At 32.9% G+C, this 13,036-nt stretch carries 10 protein-coding genes; 8 read left to right on the top strand and 2 right to left on the bottom strand.

The window, feature by feature from the left end:
• Positions 1–84: 84 nt before the first annotated feature.
• The 8 genes from GX311_03850 (at position 85) to GX311_03815 (ending at position 9,729) form a co-directional block, all read left to right on the top strand.
• Entirely contained in the window at positions 85–1,017 is a 933-nt protein-coding gene (locus GX311_03850) for a type IX secretion system membrane protein PorP/SprF (GenBank protein NLK15512.1), read from the top strand.
• Positions 1,018–1,257: 240 nt separating this feature from the next.
• The gene (gene gldJ, locus GX311_03845; protein ID NLK15511.1) at positions 1,258–2,871 is read left to right on the top strand and encodes a gliding motility lipoprotein GldJ; all 1,614 of its coding nucleotides are present in this window, start codon (positions 1,258–1,260) and stop codon (positions 2,869–2,871) included.
• 95 nt (positions 2,872–2,966) lie between these two features.
• Positions 2,967–3,896, top strand: a complete 930-nt coding sequence (locus tag GX311_03840) for a hypothetical protein (GenBank protein ID NLK15510.1) — start codon at positions 2,967–2,969, stop codon at positions 3,894–3,896.
• A gap of 144 nt (positions 3,897–4,040) precedes the next feature.
• The gene (locus GX311_03835) at positions 4,041–5,036 is read left to right on the top strand and encodes a glycerol-3-phosphate dehydrogenase (GenBank protein ID NLK15509.1); all 996 of its coding nucleotides are present in this window, start codon (positions 4,041–4,043) and stop codon (positions 5,034–5,036) included.
• Positions 5,037–5,243: 207 nt separating this feature from the next.
• The gene (gene dapB / locus GX311_03830) at positions 5,244–5,966 is read left to right on the top strand and encodes a 4-hydroxy-tetrahydrodipicolinate reductase (GenBank protein NLK15508.1); all 723 of its coding nucleotides are present in this window, start codon (positions 5,244–5,246) and stop codon (positions 5,964–5,966) included.
• A gap of 58 nt (positions 5,967–6,024) precedes the next feature.
• Positions 6,025–7,431, top strand: coding sequence for a S26 family signal peptidase (locus tag GX311_03825; protein ID NLK15507.1), 1,407 nt, complete (start codon positions 6,025–6,027; stop codon positions 7,429–7,431).
• 6 nt (positions 7,432–7,437) lie between these two features.
• Positions 7,438–8,406: a signal peptidase I gene (gene lepB, locus GX311_03820; protein ID NLK15506.1), complete on the top strand. Its 969-nt coding sequence runs from the start codon at positions 7,438–7,440 to the stop codon at positions 8,404–8,406.
• 42 nt (positions 8,407–8,448) lie between these two features.
• Positions 8,449–9,729, top strand: coding sequence for a serine hydroxymethyltransferase (locus tag GX311_03815; protein NLK15505.1), 1,281 nt, complete (start codon positions 8,449–8,451; stop codon positions 9,727–9,729).
• A gap of 171 nt (positions 9,730–9,900) precedes the next feature.
• Here the strand turns inward: GX311_03815 and GX311_03810 are convergent, their stop codons facing one another.
• Entirely contained in the window at positions 9,901–11,736 is a 1,836-nt protein-coding gene (locus GX311_03810) for a DUF2723 domain-containing protein (protein NLK15504.1), read from the bottom strand.
• A 226-nt stretch (positions 11,737–11,962) separates the two neighbouring features.
• Entirely contained in the window at positions 11,963–12,583 is a 621-nt protein-coding gene (locus GX311_03805) for a hypothetical protein (protein NLK15503.1), read from the bottom strand.
• Positions 12,584–13,036 lie beyond the last annotated feature (453 nt).

Raw genomic sequence — 13,036 nt, 5'->3', positions numbered from 1 at the left:
TGTAAATTTGTTTCGGAATCAAGTGACTAGTCCACATAATACAATAAAATAAGTATATATGCCACCAATGTAAAAACACTGAAAATGAGAATAAAACTAGTGTTGATTTATCTGAAAAGAGTATTTATAATACTATTCTTGTCTTTTATATACACAAATATTAGATGTCAAGAAAGGTTTAATTTAATTTTTAGTGAGCAGTCACATTTTTTTAATCCTGCATTAGCCTCAATATCAGAAGAAAATAGATATTCAATTGGGTTGTCAAATCAAGGTTTAGGTTATTTAAAACTAAGTAATCTATACGCCCAATTAAATTATTACAGTAGAGATCTAAATGGCGGATTGGAAGGATATGTTGTAAGTTACAAAGAAGGGATAATGAGGCATAATCTGATATCATTTAATTTTTCAAAAAATTTTCGTATTACTAAGAAGTGGTCATTAAGTCTTGGATTTGCCCCTGATTTCCATAATTACACAATCAATAGTGATGATATAATATTAGAATCTCAACTATTAAATAATGACAATTCCGGTGTTTTTTTTCCAATTATCTGGACTACCAACCTTTCTTGTGGTATTGCAGCCTTTTGTGAAAAACATTCAATAGGATTTTCTGTTCAGAATATTTTTAAACAAAAACAATTTAAAAATTCAATAAATAATTGTAAAAATCCACCTCAGATTAAGTTGACATTTTCAGTAGGATCAATTTTCGATCTTAGGCCGTATAATAATCCATCTTCAAAAATATATTTAAGACCCCATTTTGTAACAGTTTTTGATGGAGCAGAATATGCATTTTATTACGGAATGTTTTATGGATCATTGAAAAATCAGTTCGGTATGTTTTTTGTATCAACCCCTAATAACATACTTTTAGGGATAAGTCCTGCGTTTATGACAAAATATAAAAGTTTAAAAATAATATTATCGTTAAAAATTTTCCCAAACCTACCGTCGTTATATATGTTTGGCAATGAGGTTGTTATGAAAGGATTGTGGCGAACGTAAAAAAAATAAAATGAAAAATATTTAAACTTTTTGGTTGTAAGATACATTTCTATTAAAAAATACGTTATTTTTACACTTTCATATACTATCAATAGGCACATTTACGTATGATCTTAAAATAATAAGAAAGTATAAGAGTTTGAAACGAGCACGTAAACAAAATTTTATAATTTATTATGTTGTGTAATATAGCATGCAAGTTTCGAGTGATATAAAAAAGTTGACAAAAAATATAAGCATATGAAAATCAATTATTTGAAAATTTTAGTACTAATTTCTTTTGGTGTAGCACTTTTTGGTTGTTCTAAACCAAAGTCCTCTGTTACAGGTTGGACATATAATGACAGCGACAACGGAGGATTCAAATATCGTGAAGGCTACATAGAACAAGAGACAGGACCTGGATTAACTTTAATTGAAGGTGGTACTTTTGTGATGGGGCAAGTGTTAGACGATGTTATGAAAGACTGGAATAATATTCCAAGGAGAGTTACTGTATCGTCGTTTTATATGGATGAAACAGAAATTTCCAACGTTAATTACCGTGAATATATTTTCTGGCTTGAGCGTGTGTATGGAATCGATTTTCCTGAAATAATAGCAAAAGCACTTCCCGATACGTTAGTGTGGAGAGATAGGTTAGCTTACAACGAACCATTAGTTGAATATTATTTCAGACACCCATCTTATCAAGACTATCCCGTTGTAGGAGTAAATTGGTTGCAGGCAAGTGATTTTTGCACTTGGAGGACAGACAGAGTTAATGAAGAGATATTGGTAAGAACTGGTCTTTGGGAAAGAAATCCAGAAGAAGAAAAAGTAACAGCTCAATTAGTAGGGAATCCTTTAAATCATATAGTTTTCAATACTGACTCATATTTAATGGGGCGCAGAATTGACAAGTTTGCAGGTGAAGGCGGTCTAGCTGGTGACGATATAGTAGGTGATGCAAGTGATGAAGCAACTACAAGAGTAACAATTGAAGACGGTTTATTATTGCCAAAATATAGACTTCCGACCGAAGCTGAGTGGGAATATGCTGCTTTAGCGTTAATCGGGTATTCTTCAGGAGAGAGCTATTTTGAACGTAGAATTTATCCTTGGAATGGTGATTATGTAAGATATAGTAAAGGATCAGATCAAGGTCAAATGCGAGCAAACTTTGTAAGAGGTGCAGGTGACTATATGGGTGTTGCAGGTGCTTTGAACGATAAAGGAGATATTACTGTTCCTGTAAGATCATACTGGCCCAACGACTTTGGACTATATTGCATGGCTGGTAATGTTAACGAATGGGTTATGGACGTTTACAGACCGTTGTCATTCTCTGATTTCAACGAGTTTAGACCTTTCAGAGGAAATGTTTTTATGGAACACCAGATAACAGTTGAAGACGGAAAGATTAAATATGTTACCAACGACACAACTGGACGTCTTCAAATGAAACCTATTAACGAGGAAATGGCGTTAGATAGAAGAAATTACAGAAAAGCGGATAACATAAACTATCTTGATGGTGATTATGAATCATCTATATATTATAAAGATCCAGATGCTCCAAAAGAGGCAGGATCTATGAATGTTTATAGGTATGCTCAAGGAAAATCTCATAAGAAAGTTTGGGATCCTATACTAAATGACTCAGTATCACAACCTAATCGCTCTTTCTTCACAGAGCCAACAGCGACAAGTTTAATTACTGACCGGGCAAGAGTTTACAAAGGAGGTTCATGGAAAGATCGTGCATATTGGTTAAGTCCCGCTACTAGACGTTTTCTACAAGAAACAGATACTCGAGATGACTTAGGTTTCCGTTGTGCAATGATAAGATTAGGCTCGCCCGTTTCATATTAAAAAAAGAACTAAATTAATTCTAATAAAATATAATGCATAATAAGGGAGCCTGCTATATGCAGGCTCTTTTGCTAAAATTAATAAAATTAAAACCTATGAAAAACAAACTCAATTTTCTACTATTAGCAACCGCAGTATTGTTTGTAATCGCTGGATGCCAAAGTCAATCAAGTAAAAATGCATTAGACGATGTTATTATTAACGAAGAAACAAACGAGATTTCTTTTGTTAACTCAACAACAGACCCAGTAGAGTTATCATATAACTATAAAAAAGGCGAAGTGGTTGAAAACTCCATCAATGTTGACATGCAAATTGAAATGATGGGACAAAGTATGCCCATGACAATGGTTATGGAAACTAAATATGAAATAAATGATGTTGATAGTGAAGGAAACGCAGATTTCAGCTTTGCTATTACCAGGATGAGTATTAATTCAGCACAGGGAATAAGCTTCGACTCAAATGATGAAAGCAGCAATACCATGCCTGAATTGGACCCCCTAATGAAACTAATGAACAAAAAAATAACCTCTAAAATAACTCCTAAAGGGAAAATGTTAGAAGTAGATTACAGCAGTTTGGAAGAACTTGGTGATGAGTATGAGGCAGTTAGGGCAAATATGGAGCAAAATGTACAGCAGTTTAACCAGTCTGCGACCGTAACATTGCCAGAAGGTCCAGTTAACATAGGTCACAAATTTGGAGGAGATACTGTTGAGCAAGTTGTGCAAGGCATGCCAATGAAAACATCAACCTCATATGTAATTAAAGATATTTCGGAAGATAAAACTAAAGTAATAGTAGGAGTAGAAGGCACTTTTGAACTAAACACAACTAATCTACCAGAAGGCATATCTATGGAGATGAAAACAGGTGAAATGTCAGGTTGGGTGCTTATGGATCTCACTAGTGGGATTGCTTTACGGTCAAGCATGGTTTCTTTAATAGAGTTTACGACAACTCAAAAGGATCAGTCGTTTGACATGATATTAAAGTCGAATGTAACAATGAAATTAAAATAAAAACATTGTATATTTCTTAGAAAAAATAGTTGATAAAGCAACCTTGTTTAAAGTTAAATTTAGCATCGTTGCTTTATTTGCTTTTATATATTATGTTATACAACAACCTAAGATAATCGATTGTATAACAATATACAGTTAAAAATGAACAGTTTAAAATTAGGAATATTAGGTTCAGGAAGTTGGGCTACAGCAATAGTTAAAGTGCTGCAGCATAATAATATATCATTAAATTGGTATGTGCGTAATTCTGAGACTATTGATTACATTAAGACTTACGGAAATAATCCAAAATATTTAACATCGACAGAACTCAATAACGATTTGTTAAATATGTCGGATGATATTGACGAAGTTGTAGATAATTCACAAATTTTAATTTTAGTTATACCTTCGGCATTTCTTCGTGAGTCTTTAGAGCAAATTTCTGTCGATATACACAATAAATACTTTGTTTCTGCCATTAAAGGTCTAGTTCCAAGAGAAAATTTACTTATTTCAGATTATCTAAATAAATACTTTAATGTTTCGTTACAAAATGTAGCTGCAATTGTAGGTCCTTGCCATGCCGAAGAGGTGGCACAAGAGAAACTTTCGTATCTTACAATAGCAGGACATAATCGAGAACTTAATCAACACATTTCTGTTTCACTGCATAGTAGGTTTATTGAGACAATAATAAGTAACGATTTGGAAGGAGCAGAGTATGCTGCTGTTATGAAAAATATTTATGCCGTTGCTTCAGGAATTAGCCACGGACTTAGACTTGGAGACAATTACCAAGCAGTATTAGTTTCTAATGCTGCACAAGAGATGGAACGCTTTTTACAAGCAATTAAGCCCGATACATTAAGGGATATAAAGTCTTCGGCGTATCTAGGTGATTTATTGGTAACTGTCTATTCTCAATTCAGTAGAAACCGTACATTTGGCAATTTAATTGGAAAAGGAAATACTGTAAGGGCGGCCCAAGCAGAAATGCTGATGATTGCAGAGGGGTACTACGCTGCACAATCAATTTATGAGATAAATAAAAGTGTAAAGGCTTCAATTCCAATAGCAGAAACTACATACAATATTCTATATCAAAGAGAGGATCCTAGAAGGGCTTTTAATAGACTTAACAAACTTTTGCGATAATAAATTATAAAAGTAGGGTTAAGTGCTTAATAAAAAGCTAGATAATGTTTTGCACAAACCTGACAAGCTTAGCAAATCAAGTGCACTTTTTTGGATTGCCGTATTTTTTTAAGCCATACTGGGAAAAATAATATTACAAATTCAACTATTTTAGCTACTATTTGCGAGCAATTGCTAATTTTGCGTAAAATGTAAAATCAAATTTAAATGGATAAATTAGCGATTGTTGGATACGGAAAAATGGGTAAAATAATTGAAAAGTATGCTAAGGATTTCAATTTTCAAGTATGTGCTATTATTGACCCCATTTTTAACAATAAAATCACACAAAGTGAGTTAAATGGTGCAAAGGTTGCTGTAGAGTTTACCACTCCCGAAGCTTCAATTGAGAACTATAAAAAGCTTTTGGATAATAAGGTAAACGTAGTAACTGGAACAACTGGCTGGCATGATAGTATAGATGAAGTTAGAACTTTGGTAGATAAATCAAAACAAGGTTTTTTTTACGCTTCGAACTTCAGTATTGGAATGAACATTATGTTTGAATTAAACAAACATCTCGCAAAAATAATTGGCAATATCGAAGGATATTCTCTTTCGATAAGCGAAACACATCATACAAAGAAACTCGATAAACCCAGCGGTACTGCAGTTTCACTCGCAATGGATATTATTGACAATCAAAATAGATACAATGCTTGGAAGCTCTCAAATGAAAGTTTGTCGAAAAAAGATATACCAGTAACTTCAATACGAGAAGGAGAAATAGTGGGAATACACACCGTAGAATATAAGTCTTTAGTTGATAGAATATCAATAGAACATGAGGCATTTGCGCGCGATGGATTCGCAATAGGGGCATTAACAGCATGTCGCTATATGATTGGCAAACAGGGTATTCATACAATGCAAAATCTATTAAAACTCTAACAACCCTATCCAAGACTTTTTATTAACTTTGTAAACTCAATAATAGAGAAATAAACGTATGGGACTGAACATAAAAAAAATCTTATCAAATAAATGGTTCAAATTTGCAATAGTTGCTACTATCTATTTATTATTTGTAATATGGCTTGACAATTATTATTGGTTGGCTCTATTAATAGTAATTTTTGATATCTACATCACCAAAAAAGTGCACTGGGCATTTTGGAAAAAGAAAGGTGTAAAAAAACAAACCAAAGTAATTGAATGGGTTGACGCACTTATTTTTGCAGTAATTGCAGCAACATTGATTAGAACGTTTTTAATTGAAGCATATACAATTCCAACCAGCTCAATGGAAAAATCATTGTTAGTTGGAGATTACCTTTTTGTTAGTAAGTATCATTATGGCCCGCGTAAGCCTATGACTCCAATCTCATTCCCGTTTGCGCATCACACACTGCCACTAACAAGCAAAACCAAATCATATTTGGAATGGGTTAAATGGGATTATGAAAGAATGGCTGGACTGCAAGAAGTAAAGAGATATGATCCAGTAGTTTTTAATTTTCCAGAAGGAGATACGGTTGTTGTTGAGCATCAGAACCAAAGCTATTACCAAATAGTTAGGTCAGAGGGATATGCCATGCAAATGGAAGATATGCAAAGAGGTTTCAATCAACCTATTGAGTTTTATGAAAACAGAGCCAGACAACTATTAAATGAGTATTATACAATTCATGTCCGTCCTACCGATAAACGTGAAAATTACATTAAACGTTGTGTCGGTATTCCAGGCGACACTATTCTAATAGAAGACGGTGTCCTTAAGGTTAACGGTGAAATACAACCTGATATTGAAGATATTCAATATAAATATACAATATATACAAATGGACAACAAATAAATCCCAAGTTGCTCAAGTCTTTAGAAATAAGCAATGAAGATATTGAAATGTCGTATATTGCTCCGAATAAAATGTTATTGCCATTAACAGAAGAAAATGTAAAAGCAATATCAAACATGACTATTGTCGATTCCGTGGTGCGTGTAGTTAATCAAAGTGACGGATCTCATTATATCTTCCCGCACGACAAGCGTTATACATGGAATGAAGATAATTTCGGACCAATAGTAATACCTTCAAAAGGAGTAACAATAAAGCTAACAACAGAAAATCTTCCTCTTTACAAACGACTTATAACATTGTACGAGGGGCATTCTCTAAAAGTAAATGGAGACGACATTGTTATTGATGGACAAACGGTTGATAGTTACACCTTTGCAATGGATTACTACTGGATGATGGGTGACAGCAGACACAACTCACAGGATAGTCGTTTTTGGGGATTTGTTCCAGAAGATCATATTGTCGGGAAAGCAATATTTTTATGGTTTTCGACAGATAAAGACAAATCATTTTTCAGCAAAATTCGTTGGAACAGAATATTTAAACTTATTAAATAAATGGTAATGAGTAAAAAAACATTAAAAAAAGTGCTGATATATATCGGAATCCCAGTTCTGATGATCTATCTGTTTTTTCAGTTCTTTTTTACAATTTATAAAATGCCAGATCAAACTATGGAGGATACAATCAAAAGGGGAGAATATGTTTTTATTAATAAACTTGCTTTTGGTTCGATATTTATGGGTATTAAGCTTCCAGGAATTTCGACAATTAAAAATGGTGATATTGTATATATGATTGATCCTTCAGACGTTGATAATCCTATTTATGCAAAAAAAAGAATTATCGGAAGAGTTATTGCAATTCCGAGAGATTACTTTTCGTTGAATGCAAGAAGAGTTGTAATTAATGGACAAATTGTAGAAGATTTACCAACAATAAAACACGGATATAGAGTTGTCGCTAAAGATGGTGTAACACTCGATTCAACGTTTTTCAATAAATACGAACTCTCTGAATATATCAGAGAAGGGCAAAAGTCGGATATGAATATCAAGTATAAAAAAATGTATGGATTCGTAGATGATGAGCCTATTGAAATATGGGAAATTCCCATGACCAAGGCAAAAGCAAAAGAAGTTAATGAAGACACATTAATAAGTTATGCCCGTAAGATAAAATCAAGAGTTCCAGGCAGATATTTAAAGATATGGCCCTATTGTAACTATTGGTTTTGGAATCGTTGGAATACGGAGCCATCTTTTGAGGTTCCAGGAAAAGGAGTTTCAGTGCCAATTAATTACAGGACTATCAGAGGATACGAAGAAATTGTATCAAAATATGAAGGAAATAAAATTGATGCAACACGAGATTTTGACATTTTTATTAATGGCGAAATGGTTAATTCATATATAGTAAAAAACAATTATTATATAGTTTTAAGCGACAATCGTGATCGCTTTTATGATAGCAGAACATGGGGCTTAGTTCCTGAAAACTATATAATTGGAAAAGTTATTGGAAAAGAGTAAAACAGTATAATAAAGTAAAATTAATTTTAATACAATCGGATTATGAAAAGAGACACAAAAATTTTCGAAATTATTAAAAAAGAGTACCAACGTCAAAAAAACGGTATTGAACTAATTGCTTCTGAGAACTTTGTTAGCGATCAAGTAATGGAAGCTATGGGATCGTGTTTAACCAACAAATATGCAGAAGGCTATCCCGGAAGACGTTACTATGGTGGTTGTCAGCATGTTGATGAATCAGAACAATTAGCAATTGACCGTTTAAAAGAGATTTACGGAGCAGAATATGCAAACGTTCAACCTCACTCTGGAGCACAAGCAAATATGGCGGTTTTTGTAACTGTTTTAAATCCTGGTGATACCTTTATGGGACTTGACTTGTCGCATGGCGGACACCTTTCGCACGGCTCTCCCGTAAACTTTTCGGGAATTATGTACAATGCTATTTCGTATAGTGTTAAAGAATCTGACGGAAGAGTAGATTATGACGGTATGGAAAAGCTTGCTCTTAAAGAAAAACCAAAAATGATTGTAGGTGGAGCATCTGCATATTCACGCGAATGGGATTATAAACGCATGAGAGAAATAGCTGACAAAATAGGTGCGATTTTTATGGTCGATATGGCACACCCAGCAGGTTTAATTGCTGCCGGCTTGCTCGATAATCCCGTTAAATACGCACATATAGTTACTTCTACAACCCACAAAACATTGCGAGGACCACGTGGCGGTATTATCCTGATAGGTAAAGATTTTGAAAATCCATTTGGTAAAAAAACATCAAAAGGACAAATCAGAATGATGTCATCACTAATTGATTCGGCAGTATTCCCCGGCATACAAGGAGGTCCACTTGAGCATGTGATTGCTGCAAAAGCCGTTGCATTTGGCGAAGCTTTACAACCCGAGTATAAAAAATATCAACAACAAGTTAAAAAGAACGCAACAGCAATGGCAGAAGCGTTTATTAAAAGAGGCTATAAAGTTATTAGTGGTGGTACAGATAATCACAGCATGTTAATAGATTTGAGAACAAAATTCCCCGATATTACTGGAAGACAAGTAGAAAACATATTGGTAGAAGCTGATATTACAATAAATAAAAACATGGTTCCATTTGACAGCCGTTCAGCTTTCCAAACAAGTGGTTTTAGAGTTGGAACACCCGCCATTACTACCCGTGGACTGAAAGAAACAGATATGAAAACTATCGTTGAATTTATTGACCGCGTTATTTCAAATATTGACAACAAAAAAGAGATAGAAAAAGTACGCCAGGAAGTTCATAAAATGATGAGCGACAGACCAATATTTGCATGGTAGAAAAAACCTCTTAAACATATTTAGATGTTTATATGTAAAGCCAACTGTCTATTTATAAAACAGTTGGCTTTATTGTGTTTTTGAAAATTACTAGCACTTATCGGACACTGAGTTTAACAAAGTAATCACCGATATAAAAACAAATATTTTTCTGAACATCAACTATTTAAACTATTTAGTAGGAATATCACCTATTAGTGCGTATCGTAATCGGTTTGATTCGCGTATCATCACATAAGCTTCAATAGCTTTAAAATGTTTTAGTTCAGGGTTATATATGTATGACTTTATATTATGCTCTTTAAAATTCGCCTTTATTTCGAGAAGTGGTACGGTGTGAAACAGTGATATGACCTCTTCATTTTCAGATACACACGTTTTTATATTAGTGGCGCGCCAATCTATTGTTTTGTCGTTATCGTTTAAATCAGTAACTATCATAATGTTATCCCATAGAGAGTCGACGGTAAGTCTGAAAACAATATCGATTTCAGACCAGCTGTTTAGATTTAACGTGTCAAGTTTCATGTTAACAATGTTAAGAAACTCATCACTACCTTCATAATCGTATAATTTTCGGACAATTGTATCCCATTCAACAATTTTATTATCTCCAGATAATGAGAAGTAATGAAATTCTCCTCTGTCATATTTATTAGCTATTAGGTGAGCTGGGTAATATGATTTTATCATCGCTAAAGCGCCGGGTAATTCGACATTTTGCATGTAGCCAACAGAATTAAAAACGCCGCTTTTTAAATTATCATTTAGCTCAGCAAGATTGTTGGGAGCTATGTAAAGCATTTTATCGGAACATGTGTCAAATCTTAAATCATTGGGAATATACGAGTGATTTGATACAAACAAAATCTTCTTGTTATTAGCTTTTTGATACTGTTCACATTGGCAATCTTTAGATTTTTGAAATAATCCATTTGTGACTATATCGTAGTATTGACGTTTATGTATAAGGCTTGTTGATCCAAGAAATAGTGTTATAATAATTATTGATAATTGAACTTTTAAGTTTTTTATTAGATCGATACCCATGCTAATAAAAATAACCATAAGAGCTGTAACGAACAACAAGACACTATGTTGCATAACAGACGATACTGTTCGAGAATAAACAAATGTTATAATATAAACAATCAGCCAAGTTAAAAGTAAAAAATAGTTTATTAATTGTGGCTTCTTTTTACATAAAACTATAATCGTAGAAATAATCATAAAGAAAAATACGATAAGATATAACCACGAATAATGGAATAAAAATCCTATGTAATCGAAAATAAAAGAGTAGTCAGGAACAGGTAGCCAGTCTCCAACACCTTTCATTGACAGTTGTTTAAGAAATATTGGAATATGCGGCAAGTACAAAAGTAACGCTAAAATGCCTGAAGCAAAATATTTAATCCTATGTTTTCGGTATACAAGAAAAAAACCTAAAAAGTAAATTATAAGTGAAGTAAAAGCAGATAACTGATGTGTGTATGCCGATAAAGCTAATGATATTGAGTATATTATAAACCATCGTGTCTTACTATCGTTATTTTTTGCTAAGTTAACAAGACAATAAACTGATAAAAGAACAAAGAAAAGTCCGGGAGAGTACGGTCTTGCAACAAGTGAATAAAAAATAAAATATTGACTTACAGCTGCACACGCTCCGGCAAGAAGACCTGCTTGAGAAGAAAAAAGCCTTTTCCCAATTACCATAATAAGAGCAACACTTAATAAACCTAATATGGTAAATGGCAATCGCACTATATGTGGAGACTTACCAAAAACTTTGGTGTAATAATACAGAAATACCTGTACTCCAGCAGGATGCCCTTCAACTAATACACCTTCCTCTATTAGTTCGCAAAATGTTTCAAAATTTGTTCTGTGAATCGCACTATATTCATCGTGTGTATATGGTATATTTGTGTAATTATAAAATCGAAATAGAGCAGCAATAATTATTATAATCCAGAAACAAATTTGAAAAGTTTTTTTATTCATTATAAAATAAGTTAACAAGTATTCTAAGTACGATAACACAAAGTTGAAAATTGTTTTTTAACAAGCAATGGTTCATTACATAAACTTAGTTAAAAGTAGCATTGGCATCTAATAGTGATCGACAGTATTGATGTTTTTTCGAGCTTAATTGAATAAAAAGGGTTCAACTTAAAAGCCGAACCCCTCATATTTATATTTTAAAGCTTATGTAAAGACAATATTTAGATTATTGGAATACAACATCTTCTGGAACAACAAACGCATTTTCAGGAATGGTTGCATCTTCTTCAAAACTTATGGCTTCAATTACCATTTGCATTCCGCCAACTTCTATGTCAGATTTTAGTGTCACTCCTTTATAAACCCAGAAGAGACCTTTCATTTGCATTTCAGCATTGTCAATAGAGTATTTTACACATTCCTTATCTAAAAATGTTTCCTTTCCCTCATTTTTTAAATTTAGTTCCTTAGCTTCTTCCTCTGTCATATTTTCAAAATCTATATTACCATGATCACCAGCTATTTCAACCTTTGAGCCAACTTTATTTATAATATCAATATTATAAATAATGCTGTCTTTGTTTATTGCGTAAGTGTGAACTTTATTTCCCATCATTTCCATTACAATCTCTGTAGCCTCTATATTTCCATAATCATCAAACATTAAAGTTTGAGTTTGCTCCATGCCCATAACAGATGATTTGTACTCAACTATGCCAGATTTTATGGCATATTTGCCTTTTGGTGCTTCGCTATCAGAAGCTTCAGTGCTTGATTGATTTTGTCCGCACGACCACATAGCTAAAAGAGCTATAGGTAAAATTCGATAAATTTTCAATAGTTTCATGTTCGTTTTTTTAAATTAGTATTAATGTTGCAAAGATGAGTAAATTGTTTTAAATCACCATACTTATATTTAATTATTTTGTTAATGAACACAAAATAACTTTTGTAAAACAAATACGATAGATTGCTATTTTTTTCAGGTTGTATTCTTTTGCAAGTCAATCAGTTGTTAGTTTATCTCAATAAAATTTTCAAAAATTTGTTTCAAAGATTTGTTTAGTAATTAATAAAGTTCTACCTTTGCACCCGCTTTTGAAAGGAACAACAACCGAAACAAAGGCGAGGAGATATTGACACAAGACGAAAATTATCAGTTCAAAAACTATTTTAAATTTTTTTCAAAATAATTTGGATTGTATTATTAAAAGTTGTTATCTTTGTGTCCGCTTTCTTTAAAAAACAGATATTTTTTGTAAGGCAAAATATACGCACTAAGTTTTAGAAGTTATATTAG

The organism is Bacteroidales bacterium, assembly GCA_012519055.1.
GTDB lineage: Bacteria > Bacteroidota > Bacteroidia > Bacteroidales > Salinivirgaceae > JAAYQU01.
This window is presented reverse-complemented; position numbering and strand designations above follow the sequence as displayed.

What these genes read in the sequence shown, in the direction of transcription:
- GX311_03815 (NLK15505.1), top strand. Translation starts at nt 8,449, where the DNA reads ATGAAAAGAGACACAAAAATTTTCGAAATTATTAAAAAAGAGTACCAA.
- gldJ (NLK15511.1), top strand. Translation starts at nt 1,258, where the DNA reads ATGAAAATCAATTATTTGAAAATTTTAGTACTAATTTCTTTTGGTGTA.
- GX311_03835 (NLK15509.1), top strand. Translation starts at nt 4,041, where the DNA reads ATGAACAGTTTAAAATTAGGAATATTAGGTTCAGGAAGTTGGGCTACA.
- GX311_03810 (NLK15504.1), bottom strand. Translation starts at nt 11,736, where the DNA reads ATGAATAAAAAAACTTTTCAAATTTGTTTCTGGATTATAATAATTATT.
- GX311_03850 (NLK15512.1), top strand. Translation starts at nt 85, where the DNA reads ATGAGAATAAAACTAGTGTTGATTTATCTGAAAAGAGTATTTATAATA.
- GX311_03825 (NLK15507.1), top strand. Translation starts at nt 6,025, where the DNA reads ATGGGACTGAACATAAAAAAAATCTTATCAAATAAATGGTTCAAATTT.
- lepB (NLK15506.1), top strand. Translation starts at nt 7,438, where the DNA reads ATGAGTAAAAAAACATTAAAAAAAGTGCTGATATATATCGGAATCCCA.
- GX311_03805 (NLK15503.1), bottom strand. Translation starts at nt 12,583, where the DNA reads ATGAAACTATTGAAAATTTATCGAATTTTACCTATAGCTCTTTTAGCT.
- dapB (NLK15508.1), top strand. Translation starts at nt 5,244, where the DNA reads ATGGATAAATTAGCGATTGTTGGATACGGAAAAATGGGTAAAATAATT.
- GX311_03840 (NLK15510.1), top strand. Translation starts at nt 2,967, where the DNA reads ATGAAAAACAAACTCAATTTTCTACTATTAGCAACCGCAGTATTGTTT.